The 23,725-nt window shown below is 41.2% G+C and carries 16 protein-coding genes, 2 tRNA genes, 3 rRNA genes and 2 pseudogenes; 17 read left to right on the forward strand and 6 right to left on the reverse strand.

Annotated features, from left to right (window positions below; translation table 11 throughout):
• Nucleotides 1-156: 156 nt before the first annotated feature.
• Nucleotides 157-1,041, forward strand: coding sequence for an energy transducer TonB (locus tag SOI81_RS02275; RefSeq protein ID WP_320541173.1), 885 nt, complete (start codon nt 157-159; stop codon nt 1,039-1,041).
• 52 nt (nt 1,042-1,093) lie between these two features.
• On the opposite strand, the gene ybeY is transcribed toward SOI81_RS02275, so the two are convergent.
• The 3 genes from ybeY to miaB are packed head-to-tail and all read right to left on the reverse strand — an operon-like array spanning nt 1,094 to nt 4,157.
• Entirely contained in the window at nt 1,094-1,570 is a 477-nt protein-coding gene (ybeY, locus tag SOI81_RS02280; protein WP_002119528.1) for an rRNA maturation RNase YbeY, read from the reverse strand.
• A 9-nt stretch (nt 1,571-1,579) separates the two neighbouring features.
• The gene (phoL, locus tag SOI81_RS02285) at nt 1,580-2,668 is read right to left on the reverse strand and encodes a PhoH family protein (protein ID WP_002119513.1); all 1,089 of its coding nucleotides are present in this window, start codon (nt 2,666-2,668) and stop codon (nt 1,580-1,582) included.
• A 37-nt stretch (nt 2,669-2,705) separates the two neighbouring features.
• Nucleotides 2,706-4,157: a tRNA (N6-isopentenyl adenosine(37)-C2)-methylthiotransferase MiaB gene (miaB, locus tag SOI81_RS02290; RefSeq protein WP_046813479.1), complete on the reverse strand. Its 1,452-nt coding sequence runs from the start codon at nt 4,155-4,157 to the stop codon at nt 2,706-2,708.
• Between the two features lie 286 nt (nt 4,158-4,443).
• Between miaB and slt the strand changes: the two genes are divergently transcribed.
• The 4 genes from slt (at nt 4,444) to SOI81_RS02310 (ending at nt 8,725) form a co-directional block, all read left to right on the forward strand.
• Complete coding sequence (gene slt / locus SOI81_RS02295) at nt 4,444-6,387, forward strand: lytic transglycosylase domain-containing protein (protein ID WP_025470448.1); 1,944 nt, start codon at nt 4,444-4,446, stop codon at nt 6,385-6,387.
• A gap of 57 nt (nt 6,388-6,444) precedes the next feature.
• A complete protein-coding gene (locus SOI81_RS02300; RefSeq protein WP_239975689.1) occupies nt 6,445-7,107 on the forward strand; it encodes a ribonuclease I in 663 nt (220 codons plus the stop codon).
• Between the two features lie 211 nt (nt 7,108-7,318).
• Nucleotides 7,319-8,305, forward strand: coding sequence for a malate dehydrogenase (gene mdh / locus SOI81_RS02305; RefSeq protein ID WP_002119517.1), 987 nt, complete (start codon nt 7,319-7,321; stop codon nt 8,303-8,305).
• A 174-nt stretch (nt 8,306-8,479) separates the two neighbouring features.
• Complete coding sequence (locus SOI81_RS02310; RefSeq protein WP_002119522.1) at nt 8,480-8,725, forward strand: DUF2789 family protein; 246 nt, start codon at nt 8,480-8,482, stop codon at nt 8,723-8,725.
• A gap of 62 nt (nt 8,726-8,787) precedes the next feature.
• Here SOI81_RS02310 and SOI81_RS02315 read toward each other — a convergent pair whose 3' ends face one another.
• On the reverse strand, nt 8,788-9,315 hold the full coding sequence (locus tag SOI81_RS02315; protein ID WP_239975690.1) for a hypothetical protein: 528 nt from the start codon (nt 9,313-9,315) through the stop codon (nt 8,788-8,790).
• A 67-nt stretch (nt 9,316-9,382) separates the two neighbouring features.
• Complete coding sequence (locus tag SOI81_RS02320) at nt 9,383-9,988, reverse strand: 2OG-Fe(II) oxygenase (RefSeq protein ID WP_320541174.1); 606 nt, start codon at nt 9,986-9,988, stop codon at nt 9,383-9,385.
• Nucleotides 9,989-10,105: 117 nt separating this feature from the next.
• On the opposite strand from SOI81_RS02320, the gene SOI81_RS02325 reads away from it, so the two are divergent.
• From SOI81_RS02325 to SOI81_RS02375, 11 genes and pseudogenes are all read left to right on the forward strand, one after another.
• Nucleotides 10,106-10,963, forward strand: a complete 858-nt coding sequence (locus SOI81_RS02325; RefSeq protein ID WP_016143005.1) for a 23S rRNA (adenine(2030)-N(6))-methyltransferase RlmJ — start codon at nt 10,106-10,108, stop codon at nt 10,961-10,963.
• Between the two features lie 41 nt (nt 10,964-11,004).
• Entirely contained in the window at nt 11,005-11,838 is an 834-nt protein-coding gene (pssA, locus tag SOI81_RS02330; RefSeq protein ID WP_224993506.1) for a CDP-diacylglycerol--serine O-phosphatidyltransferase, read from the forward strand.
• Nucleotides 11,839-11,855: 17 nt separating this feature from the next.
• A pseudogene (locus SOI81_RS02335) lies at nt 11,856-12,942 on the forward strand (DUF6670 family protein).
• Nucleotides 12,943-13,385: 443 nt separating this feature from the next.
• Nucleotides 13,386-14,923, forward strand: a 16S ribosomal RNA gene (locus SOI81_RS02340).
• A 59-nt stretch (nt 14,924-14,982) separates the two neighbouring features.
• A tRNA-Ile gene (locus SOI81_RS02345) sits at nt 14,983-15,059 on the forward strand.
• A 55-nt stretch (nt 15,060-15,114) separates the two neighbouring features.
• Nucleotides 15,115-15,190 (forward strand) — tRNA-Ala (locus SOI81_RS02350).
• A gap of 354 nt (nt 15,191-15,544) precedes the next feature.
• Nucleotides 15,545-18,435, forward strand: a 23S ribosomal RNA gene (locus SOI81_RS02355).
• A 186-nt stretch (nt 18,436-18,621) separates the two neighbouring features.
• Nucleotides 18,622-18,736: ribosomal RNA gene (gene rrf, locus SOI81_RS02360) — 5S ribosomal RNA — on the forward strand.
• The 16S, 23S and 5S rRNA genes sit together here with 2 tRNA genes alongside, the layout of an rRNA operon.
• A 218-nt stretch (nt 18,737-18,954) precedes the next feature.
• Nucleotides 18,955-19,062: pseudogene (locus tag SOI81_RS02365) on the forward strand (DUF2007 domain-containing protein); the annotation flags it as partial.
• A 170-nt stretch (nt 19,063-19,232) separates the two neighbouring features.
• The gene (locus SOI81_RS02370) at nt 19,233-19,796 is read left to right on the forward strand and encodes a DUF4256 domain-containing protein (protein ID WP_320541175.1); all 564 of its coding nucleotides are present in this window, start codon (nt 19,233-19,235) and stop codon (nt 19,794-19,796) included.
• Nucleotides 19,797-19,932: 136 nt separating this feature from the next.
• Nucleotides 19,933-21,096, forward strand: coding sequence for an acyl-CoA dehydrogenase family protein (locus SOI81_RS02375; RefSeq protein WP_320541176.1), 1,164 nt, complete (start codon nt 19,933-19,935; stop codon nt 21,094-21,096).
• Nucleotides 21,097-21,127: 31 nt separating this feature from the next.
• Here SOI81_RS02375 and SOI81_RS02380 read toward each other — a convergent pair whose 3' ends face one another.
• Nucleotides 21,128-21,727 (reverse strand): TetR/AcrR family transcriptional regulator, encoded by a 600-nt coding sequence (locus SOI81_RS02380; RefSeq protein WP_262458102.1) that lies wholly within the window; start codon nt 21,725-21,727, stop codon nt 21,128-21,130.
• 185 nt (nt 21,728-21,912) lie between these two features.
• On the opposite strand from SOI81_RS02380, the gene SOI81_RS02385 reads away from it, so the two are divergent.
• On the forward strand, nt 21,913-23,718 hold the full coding sequence (locus SOI81_RS02385; protein ID WP_320541177.1) for an acyclic terpene utilization AtuA family protein: 1,806 nt from the start codon (nt 21,913-21,915) through the stop codon (nt 23,716-23,718).
• Nucleotides 23,719-23,725: the final 7 nt, after the last annotated feature.

Genomic DNA, 23,725 nt, shown 5'->3' on the forward strand with positions numbered 1-23,725 from the left:
CAGTGTAACAAATTTAATTGATACATTTTGACAAAATGAAAATGGATAAAACTCTCTATTTGAAGTGAATCACACTTTTATCCAAATTTGAATATTAGTTTACATTTTATTCGGTATTAAACCGTGGGGAAAAGGCATTTATATGCTTTTAAGATTATGCTGAACACCAGAAGTCGATCCAAAGAGCATTTTCATTATTGGTGGCAAGACCGAATCTTTATTGCTGCAACAATATTGGCAATCTTGCTGCATATTTTTGTATTGCTTATTCACTTTGCCATGCCTAGCCCGTCAGAGCAATCTACTAAAGAAATTGCAATTTCAATTCGACCAAGCAATGAGCCAGTTAATCAGGCAGATTTTTTGGCTCAATCAAACCAGCAGGGTTCAGGTGCATTTCGTGAGGCTCACCGGACTTCTAGTGATACTCCAAACCCTATGCTTAGTGAGGCTTCAACTGGAAGTGCAGAGTTAGAAACTTTGCAAAAGGTTCAGCAACAAAGAGAACTTAAATTTGAAGAAAAAGTTCTAATGACGGTTTTGAGTTGGCAAAAACAAGCTAATGCAAGTCAGAGGAAAAAAGAATTAGAACAATTACAAAGTCAATTTCAAGCAAAAGCTGCGATGGTTGCCAGCCTTGAAGCACAATATTTACAACGTCGGCAAGATTTTAGCCGTCAGCAAAAAATCAAGACAGTAGATGGAATTCAAGCAAAGAAAGATGCCTCGGCTGCTTATTTAGATAAGTTTCGTGAAAAAGTGGAGCTTTACGGTAACCGCTATTATCCGGAAGAAGCCAAACAGCAACAACTAAGAGGTGAAGTCCGTTTAATGGTGATTTTGAATGCTCAAGGTGGGATTCGTGCAATTCGTTTGCTTGAAAGCTCAGGGCATTCAATACTAGATGAAGCCGCTAAGTCTTCAGTACGTCGCGGTGCACCATTTGGACATTTCGATGCCAATATGAAAGATATTTCGGAGTTACGTATTGTACGTACTTGGCGTTTTGATCCAGCTGAAGCGGAATTTGAGGTTCACTAATTAAAAAAATGTGGATAACTTTTAGGATATCCACATTTTACTAATGATCACATTATTCCTGATAAGGGTTTGCAATATTGAGTTTTGCTAAAATTTCAATTTCTAAGCCTTCCATCTCTTCTGCATCTTCATCACTAGTTTCATGGTCATAACCGAGCAAATGTAAAACGCCATGTACTAATAGATGGGCAAAATGATTTTGGGCAGTTTTTTTCTGCTCTAATGCCTCTTGTAATACCACTGGAATGCAGATAACCAAATCACCTAGAGGTAAGGCATCTAGCATTGGTAAAACTTCTTCAGGAATATCACTTGGAAAAGATAAGACATTAGTTGGTTTGTCTTTTTCTCGGTACTGCAAATTGAGTTGCTGGCTCTCATCCAGATCAACGCAAGCAACCCCAATTTCACAATCTTCTTTATAACCAACGTGGCGTAAAGTTGTCTCAATAATTTTTTTGAGTTGAGCTCGTTTGAGCTCTAACTCAGGTGATTGAAAGTCTTGTTGTAAACTTAAACTGATTTTCAAAATGAATCCTTAAGCATCCTGATGTTGCAAGTCTGCTGCTGTATCGTTTTCAGCAACTAATGCCTCTTGACGTGCTTTACGTTCAGCACGCGCTTCAGCATTAAGACGCTGTTGTTCACCATCCCAACCTTCATACGCTTCAACAATTTTTTGAACAAGTTGATGACGTACAACGTCACGGGAATGGAAACGGGTAATATGAATTTCTTTAATGTTCTCGAGTACACGTAGTGCATGCGCCAAACCAGATTGTTGGCCTCGAGGTAAATCTACTTGGGTAATATCACCTGTAATCACTGCACGAGAGCCAAAACCTAAACGGGTCAAGAACATTTTCATTTGTTCAGGTGTTGTGTTTTGAGCTTCATCCAAAATTACAAACGAATGGTTAAGTGTACGACCACGCATATATGCAAGAGGTGCAACTTCAATCACTTGACGCTCGATTAACTTGGCAACTTTTTCAAAGCCGAGCATTTCGTAGAGGGCATCGTAAAGAGGGCGTAGGTATGGATCGATTTTCTGAGTTAAATCACCAGGTAGGAACCCGAGCTTTTCTCCAGCTTCCACGGCAGGACGTACAAGTAAAATCCGCTGGATTTCGTTACGTTCGAGCATATCTACTGCGGCAGCAACTGCTAAATAGGTTTTACCTGTACCAGCAGGGCCTACCCCAAAAGAAATATCGCTTTGCAAAATACGCTGTACATAGCGTTTTTGATTGGCGCCACGTGGATTAATGCGGCCTTTTCGAGTCTGGAAATAAACATCCATTGGTGCATCATGCTCATCCATTTCCTCTCCCACTAACTCGAAATTACGTTCAGTTTGAGAAGATTGAATTAGCAGATGCAATAGATCGGCACTGATTTGCTGGGATACCTCAGACTCTTCGTAGAGTCGTTGCAATAATGCTTCGGCTCTCCCAACAGCATCTATCTCACCATCGATATGAAAAACATCTCCACGATGAGTAATTTTGACATCTAAACGCTGTTCAATTTGCTTAAGGTGCCCATTATAGGCACCCAAGATGCTCTTTAAACGTTCCATTGAAATTTCAGGAAATGTTACGGTACGTCGAATCGCTGCAGTCAAGAGAAAACCTTTCAGTAGACTTTAGAATACCTCTACATTACGCCACGTCAGGCTCAAGATTCAAGAGCTCACCGTAAACTAAATTTAAAGTTTTAATTTCAGTAATCTCGATCTCCGCAAAACGGCCAACCCAAGCAGCATCACCGACAAAAGTGACTAAACGTGTATTGTCAGCTGTACCGAGTAAAATATTAGGGTCTTGGTCCGAGACTTTTTCAATAAGAACGCGTTCAATTTTGCCAAGCATTGCATCAGTTTTTTCAATACTAGACTGTTTAATCACTTTTTGAACTTGAGCTAAACGCTCTTTTTTGACGTGCTCAGGTGTAGTGTCTGGTAAGTCCGATGCAGGTGTGCCCGGACGTTTTGAATAGACAAAACTATATGAGTGATCGAAATCTAAGTCTTTGATAAATTGAAGTGTTTCAGCGAAGTTTTCATCAGTTTCACCTGGGAAGCCAATAATGAAGTCACTCGATAAATGCATATCTGGACGAATTTTTCTTAGCTTGGCAATCTTATCGATATAAACATCAATCGTATGATTTCGCTTCATTGCCTGTAAGACATCATTAGAGCCACTTTGAACAGGCAAGTGTAAATGCGACACCATTTGAGGCAAATCTTCATAGCACTGAATTAACTCATCAGAGAACTCAAGTGGATGAGATGTTGTATAACGTAAACGGCCGATACCCGGAATTTCTGCAACGAGTCGTAACAATTCAGGGAAGGTGCAGATGCCACCTTCAAAGGTTTCACCGCGATATCCATTTACATTCTGACCAAGGAGTGAAATTTCGCGAACACCTTTTTCAGCAAGACCCGCGATTTCTGCAAGTACATCATCTAATGGACGAGAAACTTCTTCACCGCGTGTATAAGGAACTACACAGAAAGAACAATACTTAGAACAGCCCTCCATAATAGAAACGAATGCTTTAAAGCCTTCTACACGTGGTTCAGGTAAAAAGTCGAACTTTTCAATATCTGGGAAAGAAATATCAACCAGTTTGATTTTATCTTTTTTTGGTTTTTCTACTTGAGCATTATGTTGATCAAGCATTTGTGGTAAACGGTGTAATGTCTGTGGACCAAAAATCATGTCCACGTAAGGCGCACGTTTTTGAATATTGTCACCTTCTTGAGAGGCAACACATCCACCCACACCAATTACCAGGTCAGGATTTTTGTCTTTGAGTTTACGCCAGCGGCCTAATTCACTAAATACTTTTTCCTGCGCTTTTTCACGAATAGAACACGTATTCATGAGCAGAATATCTGCTTCATTAGGGTTGGTCGTTAAAACGTAGCCGTGAGAGTCCCCTAAAAGGTCTGCCATACGGTGACTGTCATACTCATTCATCTGACACCCTTGAGTTTCAATATAAAGTTTTTTTATTGAAACATCAGTGGTGTGCGTTGGCTGGGTAACAGTGTTTTCTGAGGCAGCTTTGGCACCATTGGGAATGAAGGTTTGAACCGTCATGCAGGCTCCTAACAGATCGATCTAAAAAGAATAAATTGGCCCAAAATGGGTCAAACCATTTATTATAGCAGTATTTGAGCTGAACCGATAACAGTAAACTTTCAGAACATGACAAGGTTTTTGTGAAGTAAATTAGGTGAATTTTAATGATGTTGAATCATAGAGTTACATAACACAACAAAAGAAAGCACGAAGAATAATTAAACTATGCGTTGAAGGTGAATAGTCAGGGTTTAGCACATTTATGAGACCAAGTAGAAAGAGCTCATCAATACATAGTCGTGTAATGAAAAATAAATATATGCATCGTAGCTGGTTAGGAGCTATGTGTTTACTTGGTTGTTCATTTACTTATGCTGCCGAAGAGCAGTTCAATGATGCCTTAAATGCTGCAAATAGTGGTAATACTGCGTTATTAGACCAATATCAGCTTGCAATGCAAAATGATGTATTGGGATATTATCCAGAGTATTGGAAACTCAATACCAACCTTGGCTTTCAACCCACTGCCTCTATCGTAAGCTTTGCTCAACGCTATCCACAATCAGCAATGGCTGAAAAATTAGCAGCTGATTATGTTGAAGAAAAAGTTAAACAAGCTGACTTTGCATCTGCACAACCTGTCTTATCTTACGTTACCAATCCTGACCAAGCCGAAAATTGTGCTTTAGCACAAGTGCGGGCGAAAAGCGGCGATGCTTTAGTTTTTGCTGAATATAAAGATGTTTGGTTAGCGACTGAATCACAACCGGAATCTTGTGTGGGCTTAGGTCGCATGATGTTATCTAGTCCTTTAATGAGTGCACAAGATAAACAACAGCGTCTATGGGTACAGTTGCGTGCAGGTTTGTCGGGACAAGCGCTCGCGACAGCACAGACTTTGGGCTTAAATCTTTCTTTGGCCCAGCTTAACCAAATTCAGGCTAATCCGCTTAACTATTTATGGAGTGCACCTAAGGCCAATGATGCAGATTATGCTTATTTGATTTTTGCTTTAGGGCGTTTAGCTAATAATGACTTGAGTAATGCTTTTTCAAATGTGCAGCGTGTCGCCCAAGGTACACCACAAAATGTACAAAAATATTTATATCGTACGGTAGCCTATATTGGTGGCACCACGGTAATGAAAAATAATTTTAATCGTGAAGTTCTTCAATACTTTGATGCAAGTTATGGTTATCCATTAAGTCCGGAAGAAGCTGAAATTTATGCACGTCAGTCAATCCGTTTTGGCGCGTGGGAAAGCTTAATCCGTGCGATTGATAGTATGACCGTGACCCAAAAACAAGAAGACCGCTGGCAATATTGGCTTGCTCGTGCGACAGAGCAGCGTGGTGATAGTGCTTCTAAAGCAACAGCACAACAAATTTATAGAAAATTAGCTCAGGCGGGTGATGACTATCATAACCTTTTAGCAAAAGATCGCTTAGGTGAACGTTATAACCATCAACCTTATGATGATCAACCAACAGCAAGTGATTTAAGACGTTTAGATCAGAATATTCACTTCAATCGTGCTTTTACTTTAAGACGTATTAATGCAAATCCAACTTACACTAACCGTGAGTGGAATTGGGCTGTTCGCCAAGCTTATCTTCAGCACGATGATGGTTTACTTTTAGCTGCGGCAAAGCGTGCTCATGATATGGGATGGTATGACCGTGCAATCTATGCAGCAGATCGTACAACGAATAAGCACAATGATACGTATCGTTATGTGACCCCACATAAGACTAATGTCGTAAGTCATAGTTACAATGCAGGAATTGATCCAGCATGGGCTTATGGTTTAATGCGTCAAGAAAGCCGGTTTGTCACCTCTGCACGTTCTCACGTTGGAGCGGGCGGTCTTATGCAAATTATGCCTGATACAGCGAAGTTGATTGCACGACAAATGGGTGAAACTTATAATCCTGCTGCATTAAATGAAATGAATACCAATATTCGATATGGAACATTTTATTTGTCGATGATTCAGGGACAATTAAGCAACAACCCTGTTTTGGCAACTGCAGGTTATAATGCGGGACCTAATCGGGCTAGACGTTGGCAACCGGACTATCAATCAATTTCGGCTGACCAATATACTGAGACAATTCCATTGTTAGAAACTAGAGACTACGTCAAGCATGTTATGACGAATGCAACACATTACGGTGTGATATTGGGTCAAGGGGCTCAGTCATTATCACAACGTATGAAAGTCATTCCAATGCGTACGTCGCCTTAACTTTAAGGTGGTTGATGATGGATCTTCTTTTAATTGGCATATTCAAGTTTTAATTAAATGAAATATAGATATTTGGAACTTCGTTCAATTTTGCAACTTGCATGGTGGTTACTCTGTGCAGGGGTAGGATTGATGAGTTCCGTTTTACATGCCGAACCTGTTAATTTACAGGGGTATGTTATGCATGTGCAAATGACACCAGCTGCATGTGCATTAGATCCCTCTAAACAAAAACAACGTAAATGTCTTGAAGGCTATTCACTGACAATTACAGGTCTTATGCCGGAAACCACAAAAACTGATTGTTCAACAGAAAGTTCAGCAGCCCTCTCTCCATTACAAGCTAAAGTCGTAGCTCGGGTTATGCCTGATAATAATGCTCGTGTGCAGCTATGGAAAAGTGTAGGGGGGTGCGTTCCTATGAATGCAAGCCAATATTTCCGTACAGTTATTAATTTTGCTGAACGTTTAAAAATCCCGGCTAGTCTTACAAGTTCAACAAATGTTGAAATGCAGCAATCAGCATTAAGGCAGCAGTTTACTCGTCTTAATCCAAGCTTACCTCAAAATGGTATCCGTTTTAGTTGCCAGTTATCGCGTTCAGATGTGGTCTTAACAGAAGTGAAAGTTTGTTACACGGTAAAAGGCCAATATAAACAATGTGCAAATCATGTGGTATCGAATTGCCCTGGTGAAATCATGATTAAAGGTAGTTACTAAAGGTAGTGAACATTTTGTAAGAAAATGCTCGCCATACATTGAATCTATTTATAAAGGTTAATTTGTATTTTCTATCAGACTTTTGGTGAAAATGAGTCGCTTTTACATGCATCTGCCAAATCTTTAGAGTACAATCTTTGCCGTTTATGATGATTTGGTTAGATGGAATTCCTATTTAGCCCGATTAAGGACACTCATTGGAGACAATTACATGAAGCAACCCGTTCGTGTTGCCGTGACTGGCGCTGCAGGTCAAATTGGTTACAGCTTATTATTCCGTATCGCAAGCGGTGAAATGTTAGGTAAAGATCAACCTGTTATTTTGCAATTGCTTGAAGTTCCAGTTGAAAAAGCACAACAAGCGCTTAAAGGCGTAATGATGGAACTTGATGACTGTGCTTTCCCTTTATTGGCTGGCATGATCGGGACTGATGATCCGAAAGTTGCATTTAAAGATGCTGACTACGCATTATTGGTAGGTTCTCGTCCACGTGGTCCTGGTATGGAACGTGCTGACTTGTTAAAAGTTAACGGTGAAATTTTCATCGGTCAAGGTCAAGCATTAAACGAAGTTGCTAGCCGTAACGTTAAAGTATTAGTTGTAGGTAACCCTGCAAACACTAACGCTTATATCGCAATGAAATCTGCTCCAGATCTTCCAGCGAAAAACTTCACAGCGATGTTGCGTCTTGACCACAACCGTGCGTTGACTCAAGTTGCTCAAAAAGCTGGTGTTGCAGTTGCTGATATCGAAAACTTAACAGTTTGGGGTAACCACTCTCCAACAATGTATGCTGACTACCGTTTTGCAACTGCAAATGGCGAAAGCTTAAAAGACAAAATTAACGATCCAGCTTGGAACAAAGACGTATTCCTTCCAACTGTTGGTAAACGTGGTGCTGCGATCATCGAAGCGCGTGGTTTGTCTTCTGCTGCTTCTGCTGCTAATGCTGCAATTGATCATATGCGTGATTGGGCGCTTGGTACAAACGGCAAATGGGTAACTATGGGTATTCCATCTGATGGTTCTTATGGTATTCCTGAAGGCGTTATGTTCGGTTTCCCTGTTACAACTGAAAACGGTGAATACAAAATCGTTCAAGGTTTAGAAATCGATGAATTCAGCCGTGAGCGTATCAACTTCACTCTAAACGAGCTTGAAGAAGAACGTGCAGCAATTGCTGACATGGTAAAATAATTCATCAACTTGATGAATTAAAAAAAGCACTCTTTATAGAGTGCTTTTTTATTGAACCCTGAAAAAGGGAACACAAAAAGCAACAAGAAAATATAGACACTATCATGCAAGTAAAAACGTTTTATTGTTAGATTAGTTAATAGATGATTTAAAAGAAGTTATAGGAGAATAACAATGTTTGAGCAGCAACCTACATTAGAGCTTTTATTTGATCAACTGGGTTTGGACTCAGATGAAGCAAGTATTGAAAATTTTATCAAGACACATCAATTGCCAGCCGAACAAAAACTACATGAAGCTTCTTTTTGGTCAAAGGGGCAAAGTGATTTTTTAAAAAGTCATTGGGAAAAAGATGATGAGTGGATTGTGGTGATTGATGAACTGAATGAACAGTTACATGAAGACAGCGTGAAAAAATAAGTTCATAAAATAAAGCCTTTTTTACATGTAATACGTAAAACAGGCTTTATAACATTAAGGGTTTAATGTGTTTTTACTTTTAATTGATCTTTATACCATGGTTCATGACGTACAAGGTCAAATACAGGTTGGCCATGAAGTAGTTCAAGATCACACGTAGACGTTGATAAATATTTAGTTAACCAATGTCGTGTTAATGCTGACTCTTCTCGTGCTGCTGAAGCATAGGCCAAAAAGAAATAGATATCGGCATGTTCATGATGCGCTAAGGGCTTCAAAATTTGTTGAGTAATTAATGCAAAACGTTTTTCTTTATTTAGTTCAAAGTAAAGCATATACGCTTTGGCTAAGTGTAAAGACAAATTAAGATATAAGCTCAATGGCATTTCTTCATATTCCATACGAGCTTGTTCAAGCAGAACAATAGCTTCTTGTAAAAAATGAAGTTGCTCTTGGCGAACACGACTTAATACTACAAGTTGCATGCGTAAATCAGCACGCTCCAAAGCAAGCTCAGGCGTATTTTCAGTCAAATAAAGTTGGTCTGTTTCACCAATTCGGTTCACAATTGTTTTACTTTCAATAGACATACGCCATCACCTTTCCTAATCAATAGCTTTTATATCGGGTTCATTTAGCAAATTTAAAGAGTAACCTTTAGACCCAGATGGAATTTCCACTACGAAGCCAAGCTGTAATAGAGAGTCTTTGTTGTTTTGAGGTTAATACTTCATGTAATAAATCGCTTTGAAATATTACCAGGCGATTGGGTTCAGGATTAACAATATGCCATTTCTCATTTTTATCTTGTAGTCGTAATTGTCCACCCCAATCTTCTTGCCATTCTGGATGTAAGTAATAGACAGTTGACATCATACGATCATTTTTTTGTTGGGGATTGTCTCGGTGTAAAGCATAGAATTCACCCAAATTATAACGAGCAAAATGAGCTTCAACTTCTTTAATTCCTAAATAGAATGCTTGATTTAAACTTTGTGAAAATAAACTTAAAGTTTCAATATGTTGCTGAGCAATAGGAAGCTGATCGTTAATCCAAAGAATATGGTCATTACGAATATTACTAACTACGCCGTTTTGAATACCTGCTTCTCTAAATTCATCCATGTGATGGCTGCACTCATTAGCGACCTGAGCGCGATATTGATCGGGATAGGCCTGATTTATAATGGCAAAGCCATGCGTATTTAAATCATCTAAAATTTGATCCAAATTCCATGAATCAGGAAGCGAGTGAGAGTGCATATAACCTCAGGTAGATCGTAAAAATATCAAGCAGCTCTATTTTAGATGATCACAACCTTACGAAAGAATATTTTTTTCATGTTAAACTATTTGTTGAATTGAGGAATTAAAGTCAACATGAATTACCGTCACCATTTCCATGCGGGCAACTTTGCAGATGTTATGAAGCATGTGCTTTTGCTACAGCTGCTCAACCGTTTAAATGCTAAAGATAAACCTTATCGTTATATCGATACGCATGGAGGGGCAGGCAAATATGATTTATCTCTGGCACCTGCACAAAAGTCTGGAGAGTTTCTCACAGGCATTCATCGTCTAGTTCAACTATCTGATATGGAAAAGCGTCAGGCACCTGAAGCGATCCAGCAATATCTGAAATTGGTTGAACAATTACGTTCTGAGGAAGGAAAGGGTAGTTATCCAGGTTCTCCTTGGTTTGCTTTGCAAGGCATGCGTGAAATCGACAAAGCGACTATATTTGAAATGCAGCGCGATGTATTTCAGCAATTACGTCATAACATTCGTGATAAACGTGCAGGTTTACATGAACGCGATGCATATGAAGGCTTGCTCGGTGTAATTCCGCCAAAAGAAAAGCGCGGTCTGGTTATGATCGACCCTCCTTACGAATTAGAACGTAAAGACTTTCCGCAATTGGTTGAACTTTTACAACAAGCCTATAAAAAATGGCCAACAGGCGTTTTTGCAGTTTGGTATCCAATTAAAGACCGAGCGATGATTGAACGTTTTGAAAAGAAAATGTTTAAAACGGGTATTCGCCGTCAGTTAGTTTGTGAAATTTGTGTATGGCCAGATGATACTCCTGTAGGTCTAAATGGTTGTGGTTTATTAGTGATTAACCCACCTTGGCAGTTCTCAGAACAAGCAGACCAAGCACTACAGTGGTTATTCCCGCATCTACGTATGCAAGAAACTGGTGGTCATGCTGCTGTTCGCTGGTTAGTAGGTGAGTAATAGTTAACTTAAATCAATGCACATGTTTGGAATAGAAAATAATGACAAATGCGCCTAAACCAGAGCAAGATTTAACTCATAATGAACATTCATTTGATGGGATTACATTTGAAGTGGTTGAAGAAGAAGATAATCCGGAAGGACAAAAAGTGAAGCGCCGAGGTATTTACCTTTGGCCTAACTTAATTACAACCGCTGCTCTGTTGTCCGGTTTCTATTCCATCATTGCAAGTATGAATGGGGATTTTAACCAAGCGATCTATGCCATTTTTATTGCAGCGCTACTTGACGGTTTAGATGGTCGAGTTGCTCGAGCGATTGGTGCACAAAGCGCTTTTGGTGAACAATATGATTCTCTATCGGACTTGTTAGCTTTTGGTGTGGCTCCAGCAATGCTGATGTATAGCTGGAGTTTGCATGATTTGGGGCGTATTGGATTAGCATGCTGTTTTGTTTATACAGCCTGTGCAGCCTTTCGTTTAGCACGTTTTAATGTGCAAATTGGAGTTGTTGATAAGCGTTATTTTATCGGCATAGCAAGTCCACTTGCTGCCATTATCATTATTTCACTTGTCTGGGTGGCTCGCGACTATCCTTTCATTTTTGACTTACGTGATATTGCGATTAAAACTATTAATGCCGTTCTTATGGTTGTTGTGGGATTACTCATGATTTCCAATATTAAATATTATTCTTTCAAACAGATGGACCGTAAACGCGTTCCTTTTGTAGTTATGTTGCCAGTAGTACTGATTTTTGCGGCAATCACTTATAATATTCCAATGGGCATTTTGACTGTTTCGATTATCTATGCCCTCTCTGGTTTTGTTACAACTCTATTGGCACGCAAGAGTAATGAAACAATAAAAACATAAAATAGAAGAGGTTCAGTATGCCTAAGTTGATAAGTCAAATTAATCAATTACAGCAGCTGGGCCTTAATGCTAAAGAGGGGGTTGTTTATCAACCTTCTCGTGGCTTTTTTAAAATTGTTTATCAAGGCTTGATTCTTCCAAATTTACCAACCCCGCTTCGTTATTTTAATTACATTAGTTTGGTAGGACAGCCGCGGATCCCTCTTTGTTATAACACTCACAGCATTACAACTTCGGCAATCGATACTGCAACTGTACTCGTAAGTAATAGCCAACATAGCGTGGGACATTTAAAAACATATTCTATTCGTCGCCAATGTCAGTTTGATTCGTCCCTCTATCAGTTTGATAAAATAGATGTGATTCAATGGCAAATTCCAACGATTCGCCTTCAGCGTTTAGACCCCGAAATGGGTTGTGATCTTTTAATTCAAGTCCCAGAGAATATTTCTAATGCCTCTGCATTACAGTGGGGCGTTTCTGACTATTGGTCAACACTGTGTGTTTGTGAAGGAGAAATTTTTTATAAAGGGCAAAAATATCAAATTGAAGGATTGGGGCGATTTAAACACGCAAGGGCTCTGCATTTACCGTTCTTATCTTTATGTTTCTATACATGCCAAATTATTAATTTGAATGAGACGACACAGCTTACATTCCTACAAATAAGAAATCAGTGGAATATCATTTTATGCTCAAGACTAGAAATACAAGAATTTGGGAAACCTGTTGAAAGCTTTACCGAAGATGTAAATTTACATATTCATCGGGTTTATCCAAAAGTTAAAACACCGAATGGTAAAGAGATGTATTTGCCACGAGAATTTTCTTGGCAGTGTAAGAAAAATGGAAAAATAATTTTTGAACTATATGCACAAAGCCGTGGTGACTACAAGTTTGGATTGGCAGCTGGATATGTAGGAAGCTTTCAATATCAATTAAGCTGGAATGAACAGTGTCTACAAGGTGAAGGTGGATATTGTGAATATATTGATTGTCGGCCACTTAGATGGCAAGAAAAGAATCAAGATGAAAAAATCTTAGATAAATTGATGCTTTTACAGCCATGTTTATATAAAAAATAACTATTTTTATCATTTTTGATTAAAAAGCGAACTATTGTTGCACTAATATTAAAAAAGGGGTTGCAAAGGGTTTTTAATGGTCTATAATGCACATCCATCGGCGGTGATGCAGATAGAAACTTGTTGAAAAACAGTTACTTGTGATTAAGTTGGTTGCTTTGAGTGATGAATTTGATGGGAAGTTGGTTTTGAAGATAAGTTTTAAAAATATCGAAATTACCTGTTGACTTTTAAGAGATTAAGAGTAATATAGCCGACCTAGCTTGCTGGTGATGAACCAGGAAGAAGATCATTAAGAGAATTGAAGAACAACTTGTGTGGATTTTTACTGGTTGATTAATCGAAATAATTTTCATTGATTGATTGGTTTAAATTACTCGAAGTTTATTTGAGCGAAATTTAAGTCAGTAATTGATGAGCCAGAATTGGTACCTTGTCTTTAAATAAGGTACAAAATGATTTTAACTGAAGAGTTTGATCATGGCTCAGATTGAACGCTGGCGGCAGGCTTAACACATGCAAGTCGAGCGGAGAGAGGTAGCTTGCTACTGATCTTAGCGGCGGACGGGTGAGTAATGCTTAGGAATCTGCCTATTAGTGGGGGACAACATTTCGAAAGGAATGCTAATACCGCATACGTCCTACGGGAGAAAGCAGGGGATCTTCGGACCTTGCGCTAATAGATGAGCCTAAGTCGGATTAGCTAGTTGGTGGGGTAAAGGCCTACCAAGGCGACGATCTGTAGCGGGTCTGAGAGGATGATCCGCCACACTGGGACTGAGACACGGCCCAGACTCCTACGGGAGGCAGCAGTGGGGAATATTGGACAATGGGCGCAAGCCTGATCCAGCCATGCCGCGTGTGTGAAGAAGGCCTTATGGTTGTAAAGCACTTTAAGCGAGGAGGAGGCTACTGAAGTTAATACCTTCAGATAGTGGACGTTACTCGCAGAATAAGCACCGGCTAACTCTGTGCCAGCAGCCGCGGTAATACAGAGGGTGCAAGCGTTAATCGGATTTACTGGGCGTAAAGCGCGCGTAGGCGGCTAATTAAGTCAAATGTGAAATCCCCGAGCTTAACTTGGGAATTGCATTCGATACTGGTTAGCTAGAGTGTGGGAGAGGATGGTAGAATTCCAGGTGTAGCGGTGAAATGCGTAGAGATCTGGAGGAATACCGATGGCGAAGGCAGCCATCTGGCCTAACACTGACGCTGAGGTGCGAAAGCATGGGGAGCAAACAGGATTAGATACCCTGGTAGTCCATGCCGTAAACGATGTCTACTAGCCGTTGGGGCCTTTGAGGCTTTAGTGGCGCAGCTAACGCGATAAGTAGACCGCCTGGGGAGTACGGTCGCAAGACTAAAACTCAAATGAATTGACGGGGGCCCGCACAAGCGGTGGAGCATGTGGTTTAATTCGATGCAACGCGAAGAACCTTACCTGGCCTTGACATAGTAAGAACTTTCCAGAGATGGATTGGTGCCTTCGGGAACTTACATACAGGTGCTGCATGGCTGTCGTCAGCTCGTGTCGTGAGATGTTGGGTTAAGTCCCGCAACGAGCGCAACCCTTTTCCTTATTTGCCAGCGAGTAATGTCGGGAACTTTAAGGATACTGCCAGTGACAAACTGGAGGAAGGCGGGGACGACGTCAAGTCATCATGGCCCTTACGGCCAGGGCTACACACGTGCTACAATGGTCGGTACAAAGGGTTGCTACCTAGCGATAGGATGCTAATCTCAAAAAGCCGATCGTAGTCCGGATTGGAGTCTGCAACTCGACTCCATGAAGTCGGAATCGCTAGTAATCGCGGATCAGAATGCCGCGGTGAATACGTTCCCGGGCCTTGTACACACCGCCCGTCACACCATGGGAGTTTGTTGCACCAGAAGTAGCTAGCCTAACTGCAAAGAGGGCGGTTACCACGGTGTGGCCGATGACTGGGGTGAAGTCGTAACAAGGTAGCCGTAGGGGAACCTGCGGCTGGATCACCTCCTTAACGAAAGATTGACGATTGGTAAGAATCCACAACAAGTTGTTCTTCATAGATGTATCTGAGGGTCTGTAGCTCAGTTGGTTAGAGCACACGCTTGATAAGCGTGGGGTCACAAGTTCAAGTCTTGTCAGACCCACCATGACTTTGACTGGTTAAAGTTATAGATAAAAGATACATGACTGATGATGTAAGCTGGGGACTTAGCTTAGTTGGTAGAGCGCCTGCTTTGCACGCAGGAGGTCAGGAGTTCGACTCTCCTAGTCTCCACCAGAACTTAAGAGAAGTTCGGATTACAGAAATTAGTAAATAGAGATTATATGATCTTGGTTTATTAACTTCTGTGATTTAAATATCACGGTATTAAGCATGACCTGACGAAGGCATGTTTATTCATTAACAGATTGGCAAAATTGAGTCTGAAATAAATTGTTCACTCAAGAGTTTAGATTAAGCAATTAATCTGAATGAATTGAGAACTAGCAAATTAACTGAATCAAGCGTTTTGGTATATGAATTTAGATTGAAGCTGTACAGTGTTTAAGTACACAGACAACAGATAGTAGCGATGAAGAATCGCACGGACAACACTCACTTGTAGGTGTTGACGACTGTTTGGGGTTGTATAGTCAAGTAATTAAGTGCATGTGGTGGATGCCTTGGCAGTCAGAGGCGATGAAAGACGTAATAGCCTGCGATAAGCTCCGGGGAGGCGGCAAATATCCTTTGATCCGGAGATTTCTGAATGGGGAAACCCACCTACTTTAAGGTAGGTATTGCAACATGAATACATAGTGTTGCAAGGCGAACGAGGGGAAGTGAAACATCTCAGTACCCTTAGGAAAAGAAATCAATTGAGATTCCCTCAGTAGCGGCGAGCGAACGGGGATCAGCCCATTAAGTTATGTGTGTTTTAGTGGAACGCTCTGGGAAGTGCGAACGTAGAGGGTGATATTCCCGTACACGAAAGGGCACACATAATGATGACGAGTAGGGCGAGGCACGTGAAACCTTGTCTGAATATGGGGGGACCATCCTCCAAGGCTAAATACTCCTGACTGACCGATAGTGAACCAGTACCGTGAGGGAAAGGCGAAAAGAACCCCTGTGAGGGGAGTGAAATAGATCCTGAAACCGCATGCATACAAGCAGTGGGAGCACCTTCGTGGTGTGACTGCGTACCTTTTGTATAATGGGTCAGCGACTTATATTCAGTAGCAAGGTTAACCGTATAGGGGAGCCGTAGGGAAACCGAGTCTTAATAGGGCGTTTAGTTGCTGGGTATAGACCCGAAACCAGGCGATCTATCCATGAGCAGGTTGAAGGTTGGGTAACACTAACTGGAGGACCGAACCCACTGTCGTTGAAAAGCCAGGGGATGACTTGTGGATAGGGGTGAAAGGCTAATCAAGCCTGGTGATAGCTGGTTCTCCCCGAAAGCTATTTAGGTAGCGCCTCGGACGAATACCATAGGGGGTAGAGCACTGTTTCGGCTAGGGGGTCATCCCGACTTACCAAACCGATGCAAACTCCGAATACCTATGAGTACTATCCGGGAGACAGACTGCGGGTGCTAACGTCCGTAGTCAAGAGGAAAACAATCCAGACCGCCAGCTAAGGCCCCAAAATCATAGTTAAGTGGGAAACGATGTGGGAAGGCATAGACAGCTAGGAGGTTGGCTTAGAAGCAGCCACCCTTTAAAGAAAGCGTAATAGCTCACTAGTCGAGTCGGCCTGCGCGGAAGATGTAACGGGGCTAAAACTATGTGCCGAAGCTGCGGATTTGACATTAGTCAAGTGGTAGGGGAGCGTTCTGTAAGCCGATGAAGGTGTATTGAGAAGTATGCTGGAGGTATCAGAAGTGCGAATGCTGACGTGAGTAACGACAAAACGGGTGAAAAACCCGTTCGCCGAAAGACCAAGGGTTCCAGTCCAACGTTAATCGGGGCTGGGTGAGTCGACCCCTAAGGCGAGGCCGAAAGGCGTAGTCGATGGGAAATTGGTTAATATTCCAATACTTCTGTGTAATGCGATGAGAGGACGGAGAAGGTTAAGTCAGCCTGGCGTTGGTTGTCCAGGTGGAAGGATGTAGGTATGTATCTTAGGCAAATCCGGGGTACTCTATACTGAGATCCGATAGCAAGCTGTACTTGTACAGCGAAGTGGCTGATACCATGCTTCCAGGAAAAGTCTCTAAGCTTCAGTTACACAGGAATCGTACCCGAAACCGACACAGGTGGTCAGGTCGAGTAGACCAAGGCGCTTGAGAGAACTCTGCTGAAGGAACTAGGCAAAATGGTACCGTAACTTCGGGAGAAGGTACGCTGTTGTTGGTGATGGAACTTGCTTCCTGAGCTGACGACAGCCGCAGAAACCAGGCCGCTGCAACTGTTTATTAAAAACATAGCACTCTGCAAACACGAAAGTGGACGTATAGGGTGTGATGCCTGCCCGGTGCTGGAAGGTTAATTGATGGGGTTAGCGTAAGCGAAGCTCTTGATCGAAGCCCCAGTAAACGGCGGCCGTAACTATAACGGTCCTAAGGTAGCGAAATTCCTTGTCGGGTAAGTTCCGACCTGCACGAATGGCATAATGATGGCGGCGCTGTCTCCAGCAGAGGCTCAGTGAAATCGAAATCGCTGTGAAGATGCAGTGTACCCGCGGCTAGACGGAAAGACCCCGTGAACCTTTACTGCAGCTTGACACTGAACTTTGACCTTACTTGTGTAGGATAGGTGGGAGGCTTTGAAGTTGGAACGCTAGTTCCAATGGAGCCGTCCTTGAAATACCACCCTGGTAATGTTGAGGTTCTAACTCTGTCCCGTTATCCGGGACGAGGACCGTGTCTGGTGGGTAGTTTGACTGGGGCGGTCTCCTCCTAAAGAGTAACGGAGGAGTACGAAGGTGCGCTCAGCGTGGTCGGAAATCACGCGTAGAGTATAAAGGCAAAAGCGCGCTTAACTGCGAGACCCACAAGTCGAGCAGGTACGAAAGTAGGTCTTAGTGATCCGGTGGTTCTGTATGGAAGGGCCATCGCTCAACGGATAAAAGGTACTCTGGGGATAACAGGCTGATACCGCCCAAGAGTTCATATCGACGGCGGTGTTTGGCACCTCGATGTCGGCTCATCTCATCCTGGGGCTGAAGCAGGTCCCAAGGGTATGGCTGTTCGCCATTTAAAGAGGTACGCGAGCTGGGTTTAGAACGTCGTGAGACAGTTCGGTCCCTATCTACCGTGGGCGCTGGAAATTTGAGAGGATCTGCTCCTAGTACGAGAGGACCAGAGTGGACGAACCTCTGGTGTACCGGTTGTGACGCCAGTCGCATCGCCGGGTAGCTATGTTCGGAAGGGATAACCGCTGAAAGCATCTAAGCGGGAAGCCTACCTCAAGATAAGATTTCCCTAGGAATTTATTCCTCTAAAGAGCCGTTCGAGACTAGGACGTTGATAGGTTGGATGTGGAAGCATAGTGATATGTGAAGCTGACCAATACTAATTGCTCGTGAGGCTTGACTATACAACACCCAAGCAGTTGTATATGAAGCATCAATCGATTCATAAACATGCAAAGCAACTTGATTTAGTTAAACGCTTAGCTAAAATGAACAGATAAAGTCAGATTCAATCAGCCCGTCTGTAAAGATTTGGAAAACGCAACGTATCACCATGTGAATAAAACGAAGCAAGTATCCATACCAGTTGTGCTGGCGACCATAGCAAGAGTGAACCACCTGATCCCTTCCCGAACTCAGAAGTGAAACCTCTTAGCGCTGATGGTAGTGTGGGGTTACCCATGTGAGAGTAAGTCATCGCCAGCTCATTATTCTAAACACCCCCGACTCAATGGTCAGGGGTGTTTTTTTATGCCTATAAGATATATTTGTGGGGAATTAAGTGGAAACTTAATCGCCAATTCTTCAAACATTAAAATTGAGTCAAATTATAAAGAAATAAAGCTAATCTAAAATTATTTACCTAATTAGAAATTTAATATGCAATAGATCGTAGTTAAAACTTTCTCGTTTCCTTATGAGGCTCAAAAGGAAAAAAATCTGCCTTTATAGCGTTTATGTTTTTCGGTCTACCTTTATTTTCTTTTAAAAATGGTAATAGATGTAAGCGTTGTGGACACTTTTGGAATTAAATATATAGTAAAAGATTATTTATTATCTTAACTATGGAACCTAATGTAGAGATATTGGATTTAGTTCTACTCTGCAATTAATGTTCGAGGCAGAGAAGCGCTAGATATTAAAGAAAGAAAATTAATTATTTTGATGGACGTTCAGTTTAAGAAATATAAGGATTTATTCCATGACAACTAAAAACCAGTTATCTCCAAAACAAATAGAGGTTTTAATTGAACTATTAAAAGCTAGATTTGAAAAGAATTCACATCGCCATAAAGAAATTGAGTGGACAAATGTGCGAACAAAATTAATAGAGTCACCAGAAAAATTGTGGTCATTGCAAGAAATGGAGAATACAGGGGGAGAGCCAGACGTTGTCGCGTATAACCAGCAAAAAGATGAATATTTATTTGTAGATTGCTCTGCTGAAACACCCAAAGGTCGTAGAAGCCTTTGTTATGATCGTGAGGCCTTACAATCTAGAAAAGATCATCCTCCTAAAAGCAGTGCAATAGATGTGGCTCAGGAAATGGGAGTCGAACTCCTAACAGAAGAGCAGTATTATCAATTGCAACAGATTGAAGAGTTTGACCTTAAAACATCAAGTTGGATTGCAACCACAGCGGAGATTCGTAAATTAGGCGGAGCGCTTTTTGCTGATCGTCGCTATGGTCGAGTCTTTATTTATCATAATGGAGCACAATCATATTATGCTGTCCGTGGTTTTCGCTGTTGCTTAAGAGTATAGGTGTTTCACTCAAATAAAAATAATTCTATTTGATGTTTTATGCCAAGAAAATGGAGATTCTTGCAACTTTTGATTGAGGGCAAACATGACAAGATAAGTGCTGGATTTAAATAAAAACATCAGGACATTTCTACACATGCAACTCAACCCAATTTACTATAATGAACAACATATTGCTTTTTCTGATAATGTTCGTCGATTTGTACAAAAAGAAATGGCACCTTTCGTTAATGAATGGGATGAAGCTGAGACATTTCCTAGAGAGCTTTATAGAAAGGCTGCTGAAATTGGTCTATTGGGACTAGGCTTTTCTGAAGAATATGGTGGCATTCCAGATGCAGATCCATTTTATTCATTACTGGCTGGTATCGAAATGGCAAAGGCGGGTTCGGGGGGAGTGCATATCTCGTTAATGGTACATACAATTGGTGCTCCGCCAATTCAGCACTTTGGAAGTGAGGAGTTAAAAGCTAGAGTCCTGCCAGGTATTATTTCTGGTGAAAAAATTTCTGCACTAGCAATTACAGAACCGGGTGGTGGTTCTGATGTAGCCGCATTACAAACTAAAGCCATTCGTGATGGTGATTATTATATTGTCTCTGGTGAGAAGACCTTTATTACGTCGGGAATTCGTGCAGATTACTATACAGTTGCAGTGCGTACAGATCCGACAAAAACAGGTGCTGAAGGTATTTCAATGTTGCTCGTTGATGCGCACAGTGCGGGGATCACTAAAACACCTTTGAAGAAAATGGGGTGGTGGGCTTCTGATACAGCTCATTTGCATTTTGATCAAGTACGAGTTCCTGCATCACATCTTCTTGGCAAAGAAAATGCTGGCTTTAAAGTCATTATGAATAACTTTAATATGGAGCGTTTTTTCTTAGGCGTGGTGGCTTATGGTTATGCTTTAGTCTGTTACGAAGAAGCTTTAGACTGGGCGCAGCAACGTAAAACTTTTGGTAAAAGATTAATTGATCATCAAGTGGTTCGTCATAAACTAGTAGATATGGCAACGCAATTGACCTCAACACGGGCATTGCTTGAAGAAACTGCGTGGAAAATGACTCAGCCGAAATTACAAGGACCTGAGTTAGTGGCGCAAATTTCAATGCTTAAAAATGTTGCGACTCGTACTATGCAATTTTGTGCTGATGCAGCAGTACAAACTTTGGGAGGCATGGGATTTATGCGTGGGACTAAGTCTGAACGTATTTACCGTGAAGTGAAGGTCAATATGATTGGTGGTGGTGCCGAAGAAATTATGAAAGATTTGATTAGTAAACAGTTGAGTTATTGATCTTACAAGGTGGTCATTGAGCCACCTTTTTTTATTTCAAAGCCATTTCCCAAACCATTTCCGTTAACTCATCAATTTTAACTTTGCCCTCAGATTTATACCAAGTTACGGTCCATGAAATCGCACCACCAACTAATCTTCGCCAAATAAAGGCATCATGTTTTATTTTGCCCTGAGTGCGCAACTTTTCAATAATATCTAGCCAGATTTGCTCATATTCATTACGCATTTTTAAAAGATAATTTTGTTTTTCTTTTGACAGAGCAAACCACTCATAAACCAAAACAGCCATGGCTGCACCCGTATCTCCGGTAATTGAAATGAGTTCAGCTTTAATCAGGGCACGTAATTGTTGTTCTGGATCGGTAGATTGAGCTGCTGCATCTTCTAAACGAGCAAGATTGTAAATAATGGTTTCTTCCATTACGTGAGCAAGGATGTCATCTTTACTTTTGAAGTGATGAAATAAGCTCCCTGATTGAATCCCAATAAATTGAGCAAGTTCGCGTACAGTGGTTTTGTCATAACCTTGTTTGTGAAATAGATAGGCAGCCCCATGTAATAAACGACCACGTGGGCTGTCATCAAAACAAGAGATATTTGGAATCTGTTCAATTGAAGTCGCAATCATACGAAAGCTAAATCCTTTATATAAAAATACTTAACGGAAAAATTTGCCAAATTTTCTTCTGTTTCCACTTAATAGTTAAGTTTGGCAGTTTTAGTCAGTTTCACAATAACATTTTGCTCTTTACAAACCAAGCGCTTGCTTGGTAATGTTGAGTGTAATTTTTAAACAAAATAATGAGAAATAAAATGGCAAGTGATCAGCAGGATGATAAGCGTGTCGTAAAAATAGGTTGTGCCTCAGGTTTTTGGGGGGATACCAATACTGCCGCTTTCCAATTAGTACATTTAGCTGATATTAATTATTTGGTTTTTGATTACTTATCAGAAATCACCATGTCGATTATGGCAAAAGCGAAAATGGTAGAGCCAAAACATGGCTATGCATTGGACTTTGTCAGTCGGGTGATGGCGCCTCTAGTAAAAAAAATTGCAGAAAAAAAGATTAAGGTCATTAGTAATGCTGGTGGTGTTAATCCATTGGCATGTCGAGATGCTTTGCAAAAAATAATTAAAGAATATGGTCTAGATCTGAGGGTTGCCGTGGTTTTAGGTGATGATCTTTTAGCACAGCATGAACAACTCAAGCAGCAAAATATTCGGGAAATGTTTAGCGGGGAAGCTTTGCCAGATCAGCTAGCGAGCAGTAATGCCTATTTAGGTGCGGTTGCTATTCGTGATGCCTTAGACTTAGGCGCCGATATTGTGATTACGGGTCGCGTAGTTGACTCTGCTGTGGTACTTGCTCCGTTACTTCATGAATATCAATGGTCGCTTGATGATTATGACAAATTGGCACAAGGTTCGCTGGCAGGCCATGTGATTGAATGTGGTGCACAATGTACAGGTGGTAATTTTACCGACTGGCGCTTAGTTCATGGCTTCGACAATATGGGGTTTCCAGTCGTTGAAGTGAGTGAAGATGGCTCATTTGTTGTGACTAAACCACAGGGGACAGGAGGTCTGGTATCTACGGCAACTGTTGCTGAGCAAATTGTTTATGAAATTGGTAATCCTCAAGCATATTTATTACCCGATGTAATTGCGGATTTTAGTCAGGTGCATTTAGAGCAAGTCGGGGAACATCGAGTTCGTGTGACAGGGGCAAAAGGACAAGCACCGACTGCGCAGTATAAAGTCAGTGCGACTTACCCAGATGGCTATCGGGTTTTAGTCAGTTTTTTAATTGCAGGTCGCGAAGCTCCTCAAAAAGCACAAGTCATTGCCGATGCGATTTTGAATAAATGTGAGCGGGTTTTAGCAATGCGCTCAGTGCCACCTTTTAGTGAAAAATCGGTTGAAATCTTAGGGATTGAAAGTACCTATGGTGGACATGCTCAGGCATTAAATAGTCGTGAAGTGGTCGTTAAAATCGCTGTAAAACACATGTTTAAAGAAGCCTGTATGTTCTTTGCTTCTGAAATTGCACAGGCCTCTACAGGCATGGCTCCAGCCTTGGCAGGAATTGTTGGAGGACGTCCAAAAGCGTCTCCAGTCATTAAGTTATTTTCATTTTTAATTGATAAAAATCAAGTTAATGTCGAAATCGATTTTGAAGGCAAACGTTATCCAGTTGAGGTTCCACAAAGAATTTCTACAGAGCAATTACCTACATTAACAGCAGGGGAAAATGCAGTTTATCAAGGAGATGAAATTGAAGTTCCTTTGATTGAAATTGCACATGCCCGCAGTGGTGATAAAGGTAATCATAGCAATATCGGTGTGATTGCGCGTAAAGCAGAATATTTACCATGGATTCGTGCGGCACTGACTGAACAGGCGGTGGCAAGCTATATGCAGCATGTTTTGGATGCAGAGAAAGGGCGAGTGATTCGTTATGAGTTACCGGGTTTAAATGCACTGAACTTTATGCTGGAAAATGCTTTAGGTGGTGGTGGGGTTGCAAGTTTGCGTATTGACCCACAAGGTAAAGCATTTGCACAGCAATTATTGGATATGCCTGTCAAAGTTCCTGCACAGCTTTTAGAAAAATAAAATAAAT

The organism is Acinetobacter pittii, from assembly GCF_034067285.1.
GTDB lineage: Bacteria > Pseudomonadota > Gammaproteobacteria > Pseudomonadales > Moraxellaceae > Acinetobacter > Acinetobacter pittii_E.